Origin of the sequence: Acinetobacter sp. V102_4 (assembly GCF_031799005.1) — a bacterium.
GTDB classification, from domain to species: Bacteria; Pseudomonadota; Gammaproteobacteria; order Pseudomonadales; family Moraxellaceae; genus Acinetobacter; species Acinetobacter calcoaceticus.
Genome location: NZ_JAVQNR010000033.1, coordinates 183,181 through 201,414, shown reverse-complemented (window position 1 = coordinate 201,414; position 18,234 = coordinate 183,181). Strand labels below are relative to the sequence as shown.

At 39.5% G+C, this 18,234-nt stretch carries 16 protein-coding genes and 1 riboswitch; of the genes, 7 read left to right on the top strand and 9 right to left on the bottom strand.

What is annotated here, in order from left to right; all coding sequences use genetic code 11:
- Positions 1–12 precede the first annotated feature (12 nt).
- The 3 genes from RMB13_RS04715 to RMB13_RS04705 all read right to left on the bottom strand — a co-directional run bounded on the left by RMB13_RS04715 (position 13) and on the right by RMB13_RS04705 (position 4,431).
- The gene (locus RMB13_RS04715; RefSeq protein ID WP_004638890.1) at positions 13–1,794 is read right to left on the bottom strand and encodes an acyl-CoA dehydrogenase C-terminal domain-containing protein; all 1,782 of its coding nucleotides are present in this window, start codon (positions 1,792–1,794) and stop codon (positions 13–15) included.
- A gap of 167 nt (positions 1,795–1,961) precedes the next feature.
- Entirely contained in the window at positions 1,962–3,764 is a 1,803-nt protein-coding gene (locus tag RMB13_RS04710) for an acyl-CoA dehydrogenase C-terminal domain-containing protein (protein ID WP_311084540.1), read from the bottom strand.
- Positions 3,765–4,053: 289 nt separating this feature from the next.
- Complete coding sequence (locus RMB13_RS04705) at positions 4,054–4,431, bottom strand: hypothetical protein (RefSeq protein WP_005309618.1); 378 nt, start codon at positions 4,429–4,431, stop codon at positions 4,054–4,056.
- Positions 4,432–4,563: 132 nt separating this feature from the next.
- Here RMB13_RS04705 and baeS point away from each other — a divergent pair, with 132 nt between their 5' ends.
- Both baeS and RMB13_RS04695 read left to right on the top strand, forming a co-directional pair.
- Entirely contained in the window at positions 4,564–6,222 is a 1,659-nt protein-coding gene (baeS, locus tag RMB13_RS04700) for a sensor histidine kinase efflux regulator BaeS (protein WP_005036180.1), read from the top strand.
- A 21-nt stretch (positions 6,223–6,243) separates the two neighbouring features.
- On the top strand, positions 6,244–6,930 hold the full coding sequence (locus RMB13_RS04695) for a response regulator (protein ID WP_003655179.1): 687 nt from the start codon (positions 6,244–6,246) through the stop codon (positions 6,928–6,930).
- A gap of 70 nt (positions 6,931–7,000) precedes the next feature.
- Here the strand turns inward: RMB13_RS04695 and RMB13_RS04690 are convergent, their stop codons facing one another.
- From RMB13_RS04690 to RMB13_RS04680, 3 genes are all read right to left on the bottom strand, one after another.
- A complete protein-coding gene (locus RMB13_RS04690) occupies positions 7,001–7,582 on the bottom strand; it encodes a L,D-transpeptidase family protein (protein ID WP_311084539.1) in 582 nt (193 codons plus the stop codon).
- 77 nt (positions 7,583–7,659) lie between these two features.
- Positions 7,660–9,102 carry a protein adenylyltransferase SelO family protein gene (locus RMB13_RS04685; RefSeq protein ID WP_311084538.1) on the bottom strand — a complete coding sequence of 481 codons (1,443 nt, stop codon included), beginning with the start codon at positions 9,100–9,102 and terminating at the stop codon, positions 7,660–7,662.
- Between the two features lie 99 nt (positions 9,103–9,201).
- Positions 9,202–10,374 (bottom strand): acyl-CoA desaturase, encoded by a 1,173-nt coding sequence (locus RMB13_RS04680; RefSeq protein ID WP_017392438.1) that lies wholly within the window; start codon positions 10,372–10,374, stop codon positions 9,202–9,204.
- Positions 10,375–10,582: 208 nt separating this feature from the next.
- Here RMB13_RS04680 and RMB13_RS04675 point away from each other — a divergent pair, with 208 nt between their 5' ends.
- Complete coding sequence (locus tag RMB13_RS04675; RefSeq protein WP_005050118.1) at positions 10,583–11,122, top strand: META domain-containing protein; 540 nt, start codon at positions 10,583–10,585, stop codon at positions 11,120–11,122.
- 30 nt (positions 11,123–11,152) lie between these two features.
- Here the strand turns inward: RMB13_RS04675 and RMB13_RS04670 are convergent, their stop codons facing one another.
- From RMB13_RS04670 to RMB13_RS04660, 3 genes are all read right to left on the bottom strand, one after another.
- A complete protein-coding gene (locus tag RMB13_RS04670) occupies positions 11,153–11,866 on the bottom strand; it encodes a glycerophosphodiester phosphodiesterase (RefSeq protein ID WP_311084537.1) in 714 nt (237 codons plus the stop codon).
- Positions 11,867–11,940: 74 nt separating this feature from the next.
- Positions 11,941–12,519: a cob(I)yrinic acid a,c-diamide adenosyltransferase gene (locus RMB13_RS04665; RefSeq protein ID WP_003655191.1), complete on the bottom strand. Its 579-nt coding sequence runs from the start codon at positions 12,517–12,519 to the stop codon at positions 11,941–11,943.
- A gap of 94 nt (positions 12,520–12,613) precedes the next feature.
- Entirely contained in the window at positions 12,614–14,431 is a 1,818-nt protein-coding gene (locus RMB13_RS04660) for a TonB-dependent siderophore receptor (RefSeq protein WP_056483490.1), read from the bottom strand.
- Positions 14,432–14,466: 35 nt separating this feature from the next.
- Positions 14,467–14,674, bottom strand: a riboswitch (cobalamin riboswitch).
- Between the two features lie 126 nt (positions 14,675–14,800).
- On the opposite strand from RMB13_RS04660, the gene RMB13_RS04655 reads away from it, so the two are divergent.
- From RMB13_RS04655 to RMB13_RS04640, 4 genes are read left to right on the top strand one after another with little or no spacing between them, the layout of a single operon-like run.
- Complete coding sequence (locus tag RMB13_RS04655) at positions 14,801–15,460, top strand: phosphoribosylanthranilate isomerase (RefSeq protein ID WP_311084536.1); 660 nt, start codon at positions 14,801–14,803, stop codon at positions 15,458–15,460.
- Positions 15,444–16,673 carry a tryptophan synthase subunit beta gene (trpB, locus tag RMB13_RS04650; protein WP_003655197.1) on the top strand — a complete coding sequence of 410 codons (1,230 nt, stop codon included), beginning with the start codon at positions 15,444–15,446 and terminating at the stop codon, positions 16,671–16,673. The genes RMB13_RS04655 and trpB overlap by 17 nt, the downstream gene beginning before the upstream one ends.
- Before the next feature lie 12 nt (positions 16,674–16,685).
- Positions 16,686–17,198 carry a DUF1543 domain-containing protein gene (locus RMB13_RS04645; RefSeq protein WP_199943772.1) on the top strand — a complete coding sequence of 171 codons (513 nt, stop codon included), beginning with the start codon at positions 16,686–16,688 and terminating at the stop codon, positions 17,196–17,198.
- Between the two features lie 37 nt (positions 17,199–17,235).
- The gene (locus tag RMB13_RS04640) at positions 17,236–18,231 is read left to right on the top strand and encodes a DUF2804 domain-containing protein (protein ID WP_003655201.1); all 996 of its coding nucleotides are present in this window, start codon (positions 17,236–17,238) and stop codon (positions 18,229–18,231) included.
- Positions 18,232–18,234: the final 3 nt, after the last annotated feature.

Genomic DNA, 18,234 nt, shown 5'->3' with positions numbered 1-18,234 from the left:
TAAAGAACTTAATTAAGCTTGGTTCGTAAAGTAATCTTCACTAAAGCCCATAATTAAGTCAGAACCTGCTTTGATTTTAGCAATACGCGCATCAATATCTGGCAAGATACGTTCAACAAAGTATTGAGCTAAAGCAAGTTTGTTTTGATAGAAATCACCAGATTTATCTTTGGCAGCAGCAGCAATTTTCGCAAACATATAAGCGAAGCTGAGTAAACCAACTGCATGTAAGTAATCAACCGCAGCTGAGTTCGGGAAGTCTACATTTTCAGCAGCTTGTTCAATAATAAACTGAGTGATTGCTTCAATTTCAGTTGCAGCATCTAAAGTGGCATCTTTAATGAAGTTCAAGTCTGTGTCTAAGTCATTTGCAAAGTCACGGATTTCAGTGATGTATTCAGCAATGAACGCACCGCCACATTTAATGGTTTTACGACCAATTAAATCTTGAGATTGAACGCCGTTTGTTCCTTCGTAGATTTGAGCAATACGAAGATCACGGATACATTGTTCCATACCCCATTCACGAATATAACCGTGGCCACCAAATACCATCTGAGCATCTAAAGTTGCTTGGAATGCTGTATCTGTAAGGTAAGCTTTAGCAATAGGTGTTAAAAGCGCAACGCGATTATTGGCTTTTTTCACAGCTTCGGCATCAGTTGAGAATTTAGTGATATCGAGCTGTTGACCTACATAGACCGCAAATGCACGTGATGCTTCATTGTTTGCACGTACGTTTAACAACATACGACGCACGTCACCATGTACCAAAATGCTATCTGCTGGTTTGTTTGGTGATTGAACACCTAAAGCACTACGGCCTTGTAAGCGGTCAGTCGCATATTGTGCTGCATTTTGATATGCAAACTCAGATGCACCTAAACCTTGAATACCCATAGATAAACGTTCGTAGTTCATCATGACAAACATGGCAGCAAGACCTTCGTTTTCTTTACCAACGAGGTAACCTTTTGCTCCATCAAAGTTCATCACACAAGTGGCAGATGCTTTAATCCCCATTTTATGTTCGATAGAACCTGGACCAACTAGATTGCGTTCACCTAATGAACCATCTTCATTCACAAAGTACTTAGGTACGATGAACAAAGAAATACCACGTGAACCAGCAGGTGCATCTGGAGTTTTAGCAAGTACCAAGTGAATGATGTTTTCTGCTAAATCGTTGTCACCACCAGTGATGAAGATTTTAGTACCTGTAATGTTATAAGTACCATCTTCATTAGGTTCAGCTTTAGTTTTGATAATACCTAAGTCAGTACCTGCATGTGGTTCTGTCAAACACATCGTGCCTGACCATTCGCCTGAATAAATCTTAGGTAAGTAAGTTTCTTTTTGTTCTTGAGATGCATAGCTGCTTAAAGCCATGCCTGCACCCACAGAAAGAAGCGGGTAGAGCATAAATGATGGGTTAGTTGCAAATAACATTTCATCAGAAAGAACGGTGAGCATTTTTGGCATGCCTTGACCGCCCCATTCTTCGTCGGCCCCTAAGCCAATCCAACCGCCTTCTGCATATTGACGGAATGCATCTTTAAAACCTGCTGGAGTGAACACCTCGCCGTTTTCATAGCGAGCGCCTTCTTCATCACCGGTACGGTTTAATGGATGAGTCACGTTCTGAGCAAATTTAGCCATTTCTTCTAAAATTGCTTCAGCAGTTGCGGCATCTACATGAGCGAGTTTCTCATTAGACTGCCAAAATTGTTCTGCTTTGAATACATCATTTAAGATGAATTTCATATCAGCTAAAGGAGCATTGTAAATTGGCATAATCGTTCACCTTTTTTGTGCACATTGGCCTGTGCTAGATATCCTGTTAAACGAAATGGATATGGAATTTAAAGTGTAAATTTATCATTGATTTTATAAAAAAAGGACCGTCAAAACTGAGCAGTCCTTTTTCGTTTTTTAACATTGCATATCGCAACTAACTATGGTTAGAAAGCGAAATGTTCAGCATCTAATGACATTAATGGATCTAAGCCACCAGCAATAACATCTACATGTGAGCGAACACGTGGCAAGATTTTTTTGAAGTAGAATCGAGCAGTTGTTACTTTTGCATTGTAGAAATCAACTTCGCTAGTACCTTCTGCTAATTTCTCTTGTGCAACAAGTGCCATACGAGCCCATAGGTACGCTAAAGTGATATAACCTGAGAAGTAGAGGTAGTCTACAGCAGCAGCACCTACTTCATCTGGGTTTTGCATTGCACGCATACCAATTTGCATAGTGAGATCGCCCCATTCTTTGTTAAGCGCTGCAAGCGGCTCAACAAATTCTTTCATGGCAGCGTTGTCTTTGTTTGCTTCAACAAATTTGTGAACCATTTTGGTAAAGTCTTTCAGCATTGCACCTTGAGTTTGCAATACTTTACGACCTAACAAATCAAGTGCCTGAATTTCAGTTGTACCTTCATACAAACATGAAATACGTGTATCACGTACGATTTGTTCCATGCCATGCTCAGAAATGAAACCATGACCACCGAAGACTTGAACACCGTGCTTAGCAGACTCAGAACCAGTTTCAGTTAAGAATGCTTTTGCAATTGGAGTCAATAAAGACAAGATGTTGTCAGCAAACTTACGCTCTTCTTCTGTTTCGCCTTTTTCAACGATGTCAGCGTATTGAGCAAGTAAGTAAACAAGTGCACGGCCGCCTTCAGCAAACGCTTTTTGAGTTAAAAGCATATTACGTACAGCAGGGTGAACGATAATCGGATCTGCATCTTTTTCTGGAGCTTTCGGACCAGAAAGTGAACGCATTGCTAAACGTTCTTTCGCGTAAGTTAACGCACCTTGGAAAGATGATTCAGATGCTGCTAAACCTTGAACAGCAGTACCAATACGTGCTGTGTTCATGAAGGTGAACATACAGTTCAAACCACGGTTTTCAGGTCCAATCAAGTAACCTTTAGCTTGGTCAAAATTGATGACACAAGTTGCGTTACCATGAATACCCATTTTGTGTTCGATAGAACCACAACGTACCGCATTACGCTCGCCAATAGTTCCATCTGCACTTACATGGAATTTAGGAACGATGAATAATGAGATACCTTTAGTACCTTTCGGTGCACCTGGTAAACGTGCAAGAACGATATGGATGATGTTTTCAGCCATGTCGTGTTCACCAGCAGAGATAAAGATTTTCTCGCCAGAGATTGCATAACTACCATCAGCATTTGGTTCTGCTTTAGAGCGGATAATACCTAAGTCCGAACCTGCATGAGATTCAGTTAAGCACATCGTACCTGTCCAAACACCTGAAACAAGGTTTGGTAAATAAGTATCTTTCTGTTCATCAGAACCATGATGTTCTAATGTACGTACAGCTCCGTGAGACAAGCCTGGGTACATACCCCAAGACCAGTTTGCTGTACCAACCATTTCAGAAATTGCAATACCTAGAGAGTTAGGTAAAGCCTGACCACCGTATTGTTCTTCTGCTGATAAAGACGGGAAGCCAAGTTCAATATATTTTTGATAAGCTTCTTTAAAGCCTGTTGGAGTGGTAACTACGCCATCATTCCAAGTACAACCTTCGCGGTCGCCAACTTGGTTTAAAGGAGAAAGTTCATTTTCACAAAAGTCTGCCGCAGCTTCTAAATATTGATCAACCAATTCACGGCTTACGTTACCTTGGAAATCAGGTAATTTTGCATAGTGTTCTTCAGCATTTAATAATTCATGCAAAACGAATTGCATATCACGTAAGGGCGCTTTGTATTGTGGCATATCGGGTTCCTCAATACTGGTGAAACCAGAGTTATAATCTTAATCTATGATAATGTGCCATGAGGCACCTTGGACTATTACATCGTGCAACAACTTGCATAACTGCACAAGCACCTCAGGACCTTTACTTTGTGACTGCAAAGTCAAGAAAAAAATGCTTAAACTAGCTAAGTGCTTTGAGTGTAAACACTTTTGGTTATGTTTATATGATACAAATAGTCAAAATCGTAAATAGTTATGTATAAACAAAAGGCGCCTATAGGCGCCTTTTGTTTCATGATTTTTAGAATTATTTTGCTTGAGCTGATGCAGGAGCAGGGGCGTTAACTGGTGGTTGAGGGCGCTTTGGTTCAAAACGAAGGTTACAAGTACCTTCAAGTGTCTTATCTCCAACTTGAACATTTACTGCTTGTCCGTTGGCCTTACCATCACATGCTTTTTGGATTTGTTCAAAGCGAGCTTGACGTTCTGCACGGTGCTGTTCCCATGCTGCTTTTTGTTCTGGTGTGAACTCACGATGTTTCATACGGTGGTGGCCTTCACGTGGGCCATCTTGCATCATGCCACGTTCTGGCTTAGGTGGTTGAGTCGTCGATTGACAAGCCGCTAAACTTCCCATTGTTACAATTGCCGCACTGAATAATGCAATTTTTGCCGTCATTTTCATATTTAAAGCCTTTTAATGTTGTGTTTACCATTGGCTTAAAGATTAGATAATAAAGATGTAGAAACAATGGAGAGTTTTTCTTTTCGTTGTTGGTTACAATGCCAAATATAGGGTAAAAATGAGAGAGTGCTTTTGAACGTTCTACGTGTTCCCATTGCATTACGGTTATTTTTAACAGTCTTGCTCACCACATTGCTTATTGCGACTGCAAGCTTGAGTGTTTTGCACTGGACAATGCAAAAGAACTTTGCCAAATATGTGGCCGACGTTGAAATGCAAAAGCTCGACCGTCTCATTACTAATCTTGGCAATGTCTATACGGTGTACCATGATTGGGGAAATGCGATTCAGGCACAAATTTTACAAATCGAAGGGACTGCGGCTCCCGATGATTATGATCGCCTCTCGCAGTGGTGGCTTCGTCGTCAATATGATATTGCCATACAACAGCACTCTTTCGATGAACATGCCCTCATCAATATTTCACCCGAAGTTACGCCAACAAATAAAAATACTATTTTTAGCGATGAAGAGTTAAAAACGCTTGAGCAAAATTTACCTTCTCAATATCAACCGTTTGAAGGTCTACGTTTCCCTTTAAGTGCAAACCAGTTTCGTCCAAGTGATGATAAAAATAAGTCAAAGAAGGGGAGCTTAAAAGATATTGAAACTCAAAATGGTAAGAAGCGTTTTATTGCTTTACCTGACCGTTTGGGTTTAAGTTCTCGTTTATCTTTATATGATGCAAATCACCAGTTTGTGGTTGGTGAACCGCCTTCTTCAGATCAGATGTCATTTCGCCCGATTATCTTAAACAATCAAGTCGTGGGATATTTGGGCTTAAAACCCGTTTTAGATAAAGAAGATGCTTTAAGTATTAATTTCTTTAGTAATCAAAAGCGTTATTTACTCTTAATTTATGCTTTAACCTTGCTCTCAAGTTTAGTTGCAGCACTATTGATGGCGACTTATTTTAAGAAACCGATTCAGCGTTTATTAAATGCGACAAATGAGTTAACTAAAGGAAATTATCAGCATCAAGTTGTTATTAAACGAAATGACGAATTAGGTGATTTATCCACCCAATTGAACCATTTGGCAGAGATTTTACATCGGCATGAAGAATCACGTCGTCAATGGGTAGCGGATACTTCCCATGAATTAAAAACGCCATTGGCTGTATTGCAAGCACAAATTGAAGCAATGCAAGATGGAATTCGAAAGGCAACCCCTGAACATCTTGAAGCGATGATGCGTCAGGTTTCAAGCCTGAAAAAATTAACACAAGACCTTGCAGACTTGGCGCAGGCAGATGCCCAGCAGCTTAAGTGTTATTTGAGTTCTGTCAATCCATGGGAAGTTGTATTACAAGAGGTTGAGAACTTTAAACCGAAACTTGAGCAAGCTGGTCTCGAAATTCAAGTTGAAGGAACAAGTTCTCCGCTATTATTAGATCGTGATCGGTTTAAACAGATTATTGTTAATTTAATTAGTAATAGTATTCGTTACACAGAAACAGGTGGCAAAATTCATATTCATACAGCTCAAACTCCGCAGGAGTGGACTTTGTATGTTGATGACAGCCCATTTGGTTTAAATGATGAGCAGTTATCTCGTTTAGGTGAACGATTCTATCGCGTAGATGATTCGCGTACGCGTAGTACAGGTGGAACAGGGCTAGGCTTGGCTTTGTCTTGTAAAATTGCGCAGGCGCTCGGTGGTACACTCAGTTTTGAACATTCACCCTTAGGTGGTTTACGTTGTGTACTCACTTTTAAAAAGCAGAGTTAAATATAAAAGGAAAAATATCTCATGAAACATGTGATGTTGGTTGAAGATGAAGTCGAATTGGCGCATTTAGTGCGTGATTATCTTGAAGCTGCCGGTTTTGAAGTAAGTATGTTTCATGATGGTCAAGATGCTTATGCGAGTTTCCAGCAACGTAAACCTAATTTAATGGTTCTGGACTTAATGGTTCCACGAATGGATGGTTTGACCATTTGCCGTAAGGTTCGTGAACAGTCAGATTTGCCGATTATTATGGTGACTGCTCGTACCGAAGAAATCGACCGCGTCTTGGGTCTGAATATGGGCGCTGATGATTATGTATGTAAACCGTTTAGCCCAAAAGAGTTGGTTGCTCGCGTACAGGCCGTTTTACGTCGTTTAGAACGTAAGGCAGAGCCTGAACAAAATGATTCTTTCCGAATTGATAAAGCACAGCAAAGAATTTGGTATCAACAAAAATCGTTGAGCTTAACACCAACCGAATTTCGTTTACTTGAGCTATTTTTAGAGCATGTTGGACAAGTCTATTCACGAGCACAATTATTGGATCATATTAATCCAGATAGTTTTGACGTTGCCGATCGTGTGATTGACAGTCATATCAAAAACTTGCGTCGAAAAATTAGTGAAGCGGCTGAAACTGGTAACCGCCATGAGTGGATTCAAGCAGTTTACGGTGTAGGTTACCGCTTCGAATATCCAGAAGAATAAGCACTCACAAAAGTTATTCTGTGGATAACCACAATGTTATCCACAGAAAATGTGGATAATTTTAAAGATTTTATGGATAAATTATAATCTTTGTATGATTTGGCACGAATTGCCAAATCTCGTCTATATCTGAATTTCTAACGGCGATACATCCTAAAGTCCAATCCTTATGTGGCATATAAGTCGAGCTAAAAGGTATAGATAAAAAGGACTTTGGAACAGATCCATGAATCATGATATCTCCACCAGTTGGTTGATTATGTTGCTTGGCATAAGCAATATCTTTCGCATCGGGATAGGAGATATGCAAAGATTTATAGTACGCACTTTGTGAGTTTCGCCAATCTATAGAATAAACCCCTTCAGGTGTTTTACCGTCATTTTCAAAGTGTTTATGTCCTTTAGGATTAAAGCCTAGACGAATAGGATAACGACGGATTACTTCCTCATTATTTTTGAGTAGAAGTACGCGTTGATTTTTAAATACTTCAATTGAGGTGATGGGCTTGGTCTTGATTAGTTCTAAGATCTCTTCGGTTGAAAGAGCTTTATGGGATGAGGTAAAAGTCGGTAAATATTTTTCATAATTATAAAAAGCGATTCCCAATGGAATCATGAGAAGTGTACAAATAATGATAGGTCTAATTTTCATATATTATTCTTTAATGTTTAAGAAACTCTCTAAGCTATCACTGAAGCGGCTTAAGAGAGTTTTAGTCTTTTAAAATATTAAGAAGAACAGCTTACCGCTACATCTGGTACGTCACTGGGTAAAGGACCTAAATCTTGTGGCTGTTCAAGTTCTGGTTGTCTTGTATACGGCTGATCAAGCAGCTTAAACAAACGGTCTACTTCGCTAAAATCATCTCGTTCAGCTGCTTCAATAGCACGTTGAGCCATGTGATTCCGTAATATATAAACTGGATTAGCTTTTTGCATATTCGCATCAAGCTCATCTGTATCTTGATGTTCACGAATGCTTTGATATTGGCTAAGAAACTCATCAAACTGTCGAATATCAAGGCAATCATCTCGTAGAGTTTTATATTCTTTATTTTGAAGTCGGATAAAGCTCTGAGTGTAGTCGAGTTGTTCAGTCTGTAAGATTTTTAAAAAACTAAAACTACAATCAAGGCTGTCTTTATGAAAATGAGGTAATCCCATTTTTTTACATAAACCAGTTGTGTAATGTTCCATGAAGGTTGGTTCAAATTGTTCTAAGCAACGCGCTAACTCTTCTTTGAACTGATCCTTTTGTTCAGGCTCAGCGAGAGGGATTAAGTTGTTTAACCACGTCCATAAATTCCAATGACCTATACTTGGTTGATTTTGGTAAGTATAACGGCCTTGATAATCCGAGTGGTTATTGATCCAGTTCGGACGGAAGCGTTCCATGAAGCCATATGGACCAAAATCAAGTGTAGAACCAGTAATGTTAAGATTGTCTGTATTCATCACACCATGAGCAAATCCAACCAACTGCCATTTTGCAATCATGATTGCAGTACGCTCAACCACCTTTTTGGCAAAGGATAAAATAGGGTTCTCAGTTTCTAGACACTCAGGATAATGCCACTCAATACATTTTTGAGTGAATTCTGGCAGCAACTCTGGAGCGTATTGATTAATCCATTCAAAATGCCCTAAACGGATATGACATTCAGATGTTCTTAGTAACATTGCTCCCAATTCTAGTTTTTCGCGCTGTACCCCTTGAGTGGAGGTTGTAAAACCTACCGCGTGACTAGAAGCGACTCCTAAAGCATTTAAAGCATGCCCAGCTAAATATTCACGAACCACAGAACGCAACACTGCGCGTCCATCTCCCATTCTTGAATAGGGTGTCGGGCCTGCACCTTTTAGATGTAGATCTATGGTTTGACCCTTTGTATTAAGTATTTGCGCAATCAGTAAGCCACGACCATCACCGAGTTGTCCCGCCCATTGTCCGAATTGGTGACCAGCATAGACCATAGCAAGAGAAGGAAATTCAGAGAAAGTACGCTGTCCGCTACAGATTTCAACCCATGCATTTTTTTCGTCTTCTGACCATTGCAGCTCATTAGCCAAAGCAGTATTGAAATGGCCTGCTTTTGCACCACGTAAAGGTGATGGTTGCTGAACATGGAATAATTTAGACGGAAGTGAAGAGTAAAGCGGATTAAATTGCATGGGCTTGGCAAAATAGAGAAAGCAGATTTCACTATACCATAGTTAAAAAGCGGGCATAAAAATAGCTCCCGAAAGAGCTATTTTAGATAAGAACTTATTTTAGTCTGATACTACATTAGTGTTCTTTTTAATGTTACGCATTAAAGTTTCTAAACACTCACGATGATGACTTAAACGGTGTTCAAGCAATTGAAAATCAACTTTAAGCTTGTGATCCATTCTATGAATCTTTTCAGCCATTGCTGCTTTTTTCGCTTGTAGTTCTTGCTCTTTTAGCTTTGCCCAGTCATTTAATGTATGGGTAAAAGCTTCGTATTCCTGAGCAATACGTTGTTTCATCTGAGTCATATCAGCATTTACATTGTGACCATAAATAGCAAGGTCTTGTTCAGCGTATTTAAATTTCATCGCCAATTCTGCTTTTTTAATATTAAAGCTTGGAATACGACGTAAATTTTTAGCTAAACCAAGTTTAGAACATGACCAGATCAACCATTTTGTTGGATCATATTGCCACCATTTCACACCATTACGATAATCGTATTGGAAGATGTGATGATAGTTATGGTAACCCTCGCCCCAGGTAGCAATGGCTAACCAGAAATTATCACGTGCAGTGTTTTCGTCTGTATAAGGACGTTTACCCCACATGTGGCAAAGCGAGTTAATAAAGAAAGTCACTTGATGGCTAATGATTAAACGTAATAGACCACCTATGAGGACTACACCCCACAAATCGCCAGTTGCCCAACCAATTAAGCCTAAAATTCCAACATGAACTGCAACTACGAGTAAACCATAGTATTTATGCTGGAACATGACCAGTTTATCGTTCAATAAGTCTGGTGCATTTTTAAAATCTGGCTCAGATGGTGAATGATCACGGATCATCCAACCCATATGGGCATACCAAAAACCACGATTAATTGAATATGGATCTTCATCAACATGATCAACATGTCGATGGTGTGTACGGTGACCAGATGCCCAGAACAAAATACTATTTTGTACGGCAAATGTACCACCAATCATTAAAAGAATTTTAAGTGGTAACGACGCTTCATAAGCTCGGTGAGCCCAAAGGCGGTGGTAACCAGCAGTAATCCCCATACTACTTAGAGCTAAAAGAAAAAATAAGCTTACCCATGCACTTACACTAAAATCATAATAATACGCATAAATCGGGATTATGATTGCAGCAAGAATTGGTAAACCAATTAAGGTAATGCTAGCGGTCCAGTTAATTGGGGCTTTGAGTGGGGCGGAAGTCATATCCGGCAGCGCTCCTAGAAACCTTGTCAGACAAGGTACAAAGACAAAACGACATAGCAAAACCAATCATCAAGATATATTGCTATTCTATCCTTCATATTAGCACGTGCTTAGTGAGAATCACTAACATTATTGTACAGATGTATTGAAAGAACGGTAACAGATTTAAACCATGTCACAGAGTTTTTCAAGTAGGAGAAGTTGTTTAATGAACGTACAACGATTGAAAAAAAAGAACAGCATTGATATTGCAAGAAAATTATCATTGAAGTGTGTCTTGGTCACAATCAGTCTTGTATTAGCCGCATGTCAAAGTACCCCACAACAAAATATTCAGAAAGGCCAGAAAGCTCAAGTAAAACCAGTCCATCGCGTACAACCTCCTGTAGTAAAAAAGAGAGTAAGTCCTGATGGGATTCAAGATATTGATTGGCAGATTACCCAGATTAATGGTCACAAGGCTAAGTTTTTTAATCAATGGCCAGTTCTTTCTTTAAATTCTGCTGTCAAAACAGTATCAGGCCATACGGGCTGCAATGGCGTTTTTGGTCGATATACTTTTGATTTCAGTCAACAGAAGCTTGATATGCAGGTCAATGCAGGACATTCAAGTTGTGATGGCGCATTGGCTCAAGAGGCAGAGTTGATTGATTCTTTACAGCGTATTCAAAAGTTTCAGTTGGTAGGGAATACACTCTATTTGCTTGACCAAAGCGGTCAGCGATTGATTCAGGCACAAAAGAAATAATAAAAGGTGGTTTTACCACCTTTTTTATATTTACAGAGCTTGTAACATCGTAGTTGGAATATCTGTAATTAGCCCCTGTACATCTAAATCCCGTAAAAATTTAGCTCGTTCAATGTCATTTACTGTCCAAACACTAATATTTAGGTTTGCTTGTTGTGAAAGCTGAATCATTTCATCTATTGCGAGTTGATCATGCCAGCCAATATGACAGCAACCATATTGATGAGCGAGTTCAATTGCGATTGCACCCACTGGAAGTTCAACCAATAAGCCTCGTTTAAATTGAGAATTCATCTCACGTAAAGCAGTTAAAATTTGAAGGTCAAAACTTGTGATTGTTACGACTTTCTCATAACCCTGCAATTCAGTCTCAAGCTTTTGAACGAGTCTTTCTGCTAAAGCCATGTCTCTTACCGCTTTTACTTCAACTTCAATATGATCGAAGTTATCAAGTAAGTTTAAAACGCCTGTAAGTGTAGGTGTTGGTTCAGAGTTTGGCCAATTGGGCCAGTTTTGACGATGATCAAATGATAATGCTTGAGACAAATTAGATTGCTCAACAATTTGATCTATTCCTGCGGTACGTAAAAAGTTGTCATCATGGATCACAACTAATTCTTGATCTTGAAGCTGACGAATATCAAATTCGACACCACGAATACCTAGATTTTTTATGTGCTGAAAACCACCTAGCGTGTTTTCAGGAGCTTCTTTGCGTGCACCACGATGACCAATAATGCGCATAATTTTCTTCTATCAACTATTTTTAATGATGGTCTCTTCAAAAGAGCAGAGACCATTCTTAATCTAATCTATTTTTAAATAATCTCATTAATATTTTTTTGCCAAAGCACTTCTTGTCCACCTTCAGCACGTTGTAAAGCGCGGGATGCAACAAACAACCAGTCAGACAGACGGTTTAAAAGCTGGAGCGCTGTGGTTTGAATATTTTGGTCGCGTGTTTGTACTGACATTAGCGATCTTTCTGCACGACGGCAAACAGCACGTGCCTGATGGGCATAACTGCAAGTTAAAGAGCCTGATGGTAGAATAAACTCTTTCAGCATCGGTAAGTCTTCATTCATACGGTCAATTTCTTTTTCAAGAAATTCAATGCAAACAGGCTGAAGTAAATTGTAGTTTGGAATACAAACCTCGCCGCCTAAGTCAAAAAGCCAGTGTTGAACTAAGCTCAAACTCTTATCCCAATTTGCTTTGTCGGTCACTTGACTGGCTGTGATTTGAGCTCGAAGAACGCCAATAATGGCATTTAGTTCATCGACATCACCAAGTGCTGCAATCCGTAAATCATCTTTGGCAACACGAGAACCATCGCCTAAACCTGTTGTACCTGAGTCGCCTGTGCGTGTATAGATTTTGCTTAAACGGTGTCCCATGATGGATATCCTGAACATAAAAAAGGGGATAATGTCGGTCAGAACATTACCCCGAAACTGGAGTTAAGAAAATATTTTTATAATAAAGTTTTGCTTAGTAGCTTAAGGTCACACCAGCTGATGCAAGGCGGCCGCCGTTAATATAATAGCTTCCACTACCATATGCGGTGCGATATTTAGAGTCACTTATGTTTTGAATATTAGCAAAAACATTTATATTCTTATTGATCTTATATTGGCCATGCATATCTACACGGAAATGTCCTGGAATTTGGACATCGTCAAAGGCACTATTGTCGTAATCGCCATTTGCAAGCATCGTAGTTGAGAAGGTATAACGTTCATCTGTCCAACCTGCTGTTAGAGCAATATTTTGACGTGGACGACGGCTTAAATCATCATTATTAGTCTTATTTTTAGCACGGACATAGTTATAGCTTAAATTTGTAAATAGGTTTTCACCTTGCCATTTTATATAAAGTTCACTGCCTTCCATTTTAGCTTTATCAAGATTTCTCATTTGATTAAGAACACCATCAAAATCAATGAGATTATCGACTTCAGTTGTATATAGCGATAGACCAGTTGAAATATTATAGGCTAGTTTCTGGTCTAGACCAATTTCATATGAAAAGCTTTCTTCTGGTTTTAAGTCCGGATTGCCACCATAAGCATACATGTCATTAAGTGTCGGTGCTTTAAAGGCTGAACCAATATTTGCATAAATACTAGTTAATGGTAGAACTTGATAGCGGACAGAGCCTTGAGCAACGGTGTGTGTGCCGAATTTTTCATTGTCTTCCACACGAAGACCAACCTGTGTATTTAATCCTGCCTGATCATATTTATGTTGAATATAATAGCCTGTTGAATCAATATCTTCCTGATATGGCGTACCGTATGAGATAACGTCACCATCAATATTTCGATGTGTTACACCTAATAATAATTTTTGATTTGGTGTAAAGCCCCATTGGCCATAAATTTCAGCTTCTTGGGTTTTGCTATGTACATAATCTGGCGAATTATTTTGATCGATATCATCTTTAAATTGAGAGACGCGTGCGTGTAACGCTAAATTCTCAAGAATATTTACACGTCCTTTGACATTAATGATTTCATTTTTAAAATCTTGAGAAATGAGGTTGCCATTATTGTCATAATCGCTATAGCCTTCATTTTCACTATAATCAACAGAAGCGGCATAATTCTCTTTATCAACGCCTACCTTTGCACTATAACCTTTTTGATCAAATGAGGCATTGGGAGCATTTTTTATATCTTTTACAGGTGTCCCATCGGTTTCTAGGCGTTGACCACGAATTTGTGCATAAAAACCATCCTCTGCTAAATCAGCACCGATAACAGATTTATAAGTTTTATCTTCACCAATCTCACCTGTAACAAAAGCTGAGGTTTTTTCAGGTGTTTTTGAAATTAGCTGTACAACACCAGAAATTGCATCAGTGCCGTACAAAACAGAGGCAGGACCCTTAAGTATTTCAATTTGCTTAATATCAGTTGTATCAATAAATGCGAGTGATGCTGTACCGGACGTTGCTGAATTTAGACGGACACCATCTCTTAATATAAGAGCTTGTTCCGATTTGCCGCCACGCAAGAAAATTGAAGCTATTTGTCCATAACCACCACTTTGCACCATATTAATGGATGCATCTGTTTGTAATAATTGTGGTAAAGATGCGATAGGTGATTGTTCGAGAACTTTTGGCTCAATAATATTGATTCGAGCCGGAACTTCACTCGCTTTTTCAGCACTTTTTGAAGCAGTCACTACAATTGGATCAAGCTGAGTTGCGTTGGTTGTATCTTCAGCAAAAATAACAGGTGAAAACCCCATCGCAATAGCGATAGCCCCTACCAGACGAGTAGGTTGAAAAGTCTTAGACATAACATGCTCCATACATTCACCCCACGTGAATGATCGGGTAGATAGATGAAACAAGTAGGTCTCCGGACTTCAGCGCCATATTTAAGTTATGGACATATTCACCTTCCCACATCATTGCAGTGGTGTAAGTCGAGAACGACTTAAAAAATATGCTTTACATTGTTACCGTTGCGGGGGCAGTGCCGGACTTTCACCAGCTTCCCTAAAGCATTAATTGCTTACACTTGCTTCCAATTTTACGCAGTATAAAGTGGCGATTTATTTCATACAATGTCATTTAGCCCAATTCCCAGAGAACTTTTACGCAAGGGACAAAAATTGCATTACAATGGCGCTTATTTTAAGAAATGGTTGTAGTTTAGGCAGATCATGAGCCCATCAAACCAAAAACGTACACGAGCGAAAATCTGTGGAATTACTCGCCCTCAAGATGTTCAGTCAGTAGTTGCGGCTGGAGCTGACGCAATTGGTTTTGTATTTTTTCCGCCAAGTCCAAGACATGTCACACTCGAGCAGGCACAAGAACTAGTTAAACTTATTCCTCCTTATGTACAACTTGTTGGTTTGTTTGTGAATGCAAGTGCTACTGAGATTCAGTCAGTACTTGATTGTGTTCCCCTAGATGTATTACAACTACATGGCGATGAAACTCCAGAACAATGTCAGGAGATAGCTCACCATTGTAAACGTCGCTGGTATAAAGCGATTCAGGTTAAGCCTGACCTTGATGTTATTGCTGAAATTCAAAAATATCAGGCAGCTGGTGCCAGTGCTGTCTTGCTCGATGCATGGCATCCTGAGCTTAAAGGGGGCACAGGACATCAGTTTGACTGGTCTAAATTCCCAAAACTTGATATTCCATTAATCTTGGCAGGTGGTTTAACTCCTGACAATGTCATTGACGCTATTCATACTACCGGTGCTTTTGCAGTAGATGTGAGCGGAGGCGTAGAGTCCGCAAAAGGTATAAAAGACCAACAACTCATTGAACGATTTATGCAAGGAGTCCAACGTGGATCAGCAAAATAATGTGATTGACTATACACAGTACCCAGATGCTGCAGGGCATTTCGGTATCCATGGCGGACGTTTTGTGTCAGAAACTCTAATGGCGGCATTAGAAGATTTAGAAAATCTATATTCCCGCATGAAAAATGATGAACAGTTTCTGGCAGAATTCGACCGCGATCTCGCCTACTATGTAGGTCGTCCTAGTCCACTTTATTATGCTGAGCGATGGTCAAAAGAGTTAGGTGGTGCGCAAATTTACCTGAAACGTGAAGACTTGAACCATACAGGCTCACATAAGGTAAACAACACGATTGGTCAGGCGCTATTGGCAAAGCTTTCTGGTAAAAAACGTATTATTGCTGAAACTGGTGCAGGGCAGCATGGTGTGGCAACTGCAACAATTGCAGCGCGTTTGGGCCTTGAGTGTGTTGTTTATATGGGTGCTGAAGACGTTAAGCGTCAAGCTATGAACGTTTATCGTATGCGTTTATTGGGTGCGACTGTTGTGCCGGTGCAAAGTGGCTCTAAAACACTTAAAGATGCCATGAACGAAGCGATGCGTGACTGGGTGACCAATGTTGATAGTACTTACTATGTGATTGGTACGGTGGCAGGTCCTCACCCATACCCACAACTTGTACGTGATTTCCAGTCAATTATTGGGCGTGAAGCGCGTAAACAGATTTTGGAACAAGCGGGTCGCTTACCAGATGCATTGGTTGCTTGTGTCGGTGGCGGTTCAAATGCAATGGGCTTGTTCTATCCGTTCTTAAACGATGCCAATGTGAAAATGTATGGTGTTGAAGCTGCTGGTTTTGGTATTGAAACTGGTAAACACTCTGCGCCGTTAAATGCGGGTCACGTTGGTGTGTTACATGGTAACCGTACTTACTTGATGAGTGATGAGCAAGGTCAGATTATCGAAACACACAGTATCTCTGCTGGGTTAGATTATCCGGGTGTTGGTCCTGAACATAGTTTCTTGAAAGATATGAAGCGTGTTGAGTATGTGCCGATTAATGATACAGAAGCTCTACAAGGCTTCCGTGATTTAACCAAAATCGAAGGAATTATTCCTGCTCTTGAAAGCTCACATGCCATGGCTTATGTCTCTAAGCTTGCACCAACGATGTCTAAAGATCAGATTATTATTGCGACCGTTTCAGGTCGTGGTGATAAAGATTTAATGACTGTTGCACGCATTGATGGCGTAGAAATGGTTGAGATGTAAGCGGGAATAAAAATGCCAAGTCTGTTTATGGTAATGTTGGGTGGGCGTCATGCACGCGCAAATACAGAAGTTCATGATGTTGTCATGGCTGTAGGAGATACTTTGGAAGAAGTTTATCCTCAACTTAAACAGGCTTGGTTTGGTGAGGCTCAAGGATTACATATTGATGCTTGGGCTAAGCTTTCTGGAGTAAAATCTCAAGAGCAAAATTATCAAATTCATTTTACTGATGCAGCACCAAAACCAGATGACTTAAAGTTATATTTAATTAATCTGGGCGGATATAATGCTCATGAGTTCGGTGAGCTCCATCGTTATGAGTTTGTTGTTGCACCTAATGCGGTTATTGCAAAACAATTGGGTAAACAATTTATAGATCAACAGTGGCAAAAAGCGCATACAGATCGAGTCATTGATATTGATGACTGCTTAGCGATAGATTGTGTAGCAGGGCGCTATATTCATTTAATAAAAGGCGATTTTGCTGCAACAGTTTGGGAAAATACGTATTTGACCGTGGTATAGGTCATTTGAAATCTAATATTCATATGGAAGTGGGTAAATGGATTTAATTCAAGAAAATGGACAGCCTCGCTATGGGCGTTTTGAATCTGTACCGTCAACCATTCATGTACAACATTATATTTATAAAACCCCTTATGGTAAGGTCTTAAAAGGCTGGCGTAAGCAATTAAAATACAAGAAATTTAAATTCTGTGGCATTCAACATAAGCACTATAGTATTGGTCTAGCAATTGCAGATATTGGCTGGGTCGGTCACGGTTTTTTCTATATTTATGATCATGAAACCCAGCAGGTCATTGAATGGAATGCGATTCAGCCTTTAGGGCATAAAACCTATCTTGATGAACAGCCGTTGTTTAATCAAAGCTATTTTTCTAAATCGCCTTATCAATTTGATATTCAGCATGCGAATGGTGTGCGGTACATTCGAGTCACTAAATATGGTGAGATTCAACTCAGTGCTCGGATTTTTTGTGCTGGCACCGATATATTAAGTTTATGTACACCGACAGGAATTAATGGTTGGACCTATACTCAAAAGCAGACCACGCTGGGTGTAGAGGGGATGTTTATTAATAAACAAAACCAAGTTGTACAATTTGATGAAAAGACTTTTGCATCTTTAGATGATACTTGTGGTTTTTTGCGACCTGAAACAGCTTGGTTTTGGCTTTCATGTAATTTTTGGGATGAACAAGGCAGACGTATTGGTCTAAATTTAGCTTCTGGTGTTAATGAAAGTTTTGGTAATGAAAACTGTTTATGGATTAATGGGGTTTTATTTCCATTAACTGATGTTTTATTTGAAAAAGTAAATGATGAACTTTGGCAAATTAGTTCTCTAGATCAAAAGCTTAATCTACAAATCCATATTGGTTGGTGTAGATACGAAAATATTAATTTAAGAATGATTGGAAGCCAGTTCAATCAGTGGCAAGCTAAAATTAGTGGCACGATTGAGCATGAGACGAATGATGTCATCACTTGCAATGAGCAATACGGTTTACTAGAACAACATTACGCAAAATGGTAACAA

Bases quoted from the DNA above. Each gene is read 5' to 3' on its own strand.
- RMB13_RS04670 (WP_311084537.1), bottom strand. From the start codon at position 11,866: ATGCGCATTATTGGTCATCGTGGTGCACGCAAAGAAGCTCCTGAAAAC.
- RMB13_RS04675 (WP_005050118.1), top strand. From the start codon at position 10,583: ATGAACGTACAACGATTGAAAAAAAAGAACAGCATTGATATTGCAAGA.
- RMB13_RS04705 (WP_005309618.1), bottom strand. From the start codon at position 4,431: ATGAAAATGACGGCAAAAATTGCATTATTCAGTGCGGCAATTGTAACA.
- RMB13_RS04665 (WP_003655191.1), bottom strand. From the start codon at position 12,519: ATGGGACACCGTTTAAGCAAAATCTATACACGCACAGGCGACTCAGGT.
- RMB13_RS04655 (WP_311084536.1), top strand. From the start codon at position 14,801: ATGAGCCCATCAAACCAAAAACGTACACGAGCGAAAATCTGTGGAATT.
- RMB13_RS04715 (WP_004638890.1), bottom strand. From the start codon at position 1,794: ATGCCAATTTACAATGCTCCTTTAGCTGATATGAAATTCATCTTAAAT.
- RMB13_RS04685 (WP_311084538.1), bottom strand. From the start codon at position 9,102: ATGCAATTTAATCCGCTTTACTCTTCACTTCCGTCTAAATTATTCCAT.
- RMB13_RS04710 (WP_311084540.1), bottom strand. From the start codon at position 3,764: ATGCCACAATACAAAGCGCCCTTACGTGATATGCAATTCGTTTTGCAT.
- RMB13_RS04695 (WP_003655179.1), top strand. From the start codon at position 6,244: ATGAAACATGTGATGTTGGTTGAAGATGAAGTCGAATTGGCGCATTTA.
- RMB13_RS04660 (WP_056483490.1), bottom strand. From the start codon at position 14,431: ATGTCTAAGACTTTTCAACCTACTCGTCTGGTAGGGGCTATCGCTATT.
- RMB13_RS04645 (WP_199943772.1), top strand. From the start codon at position 16,686: ATGCCAAGTCTGTTTATGGTAATGTTGGGTGGGCGTCATGCACGCGCA.
- RMB13_RS04680 (WP_017392438.1), bottom strand. From the start codon at position 10,374: ATGACTTCCGCCCCACTCAAAGCCCCAATTAACTGGACCGCTAGCATT.
- RMB13_RS04640 (WP_003655201.1), top strand. From the start codon at position 17,236: ATGGATTTAATTCAAGAAAATGGACAGCCTCGCTATGGGCGTTTTGAA.
- RMB13_RS04690 (WP_311084539.1), bottom strand. From the start codon at position 7,582: ATGAAAATTAGACCTATCATTATTTGTACACTTCTCATGATTCCATTG.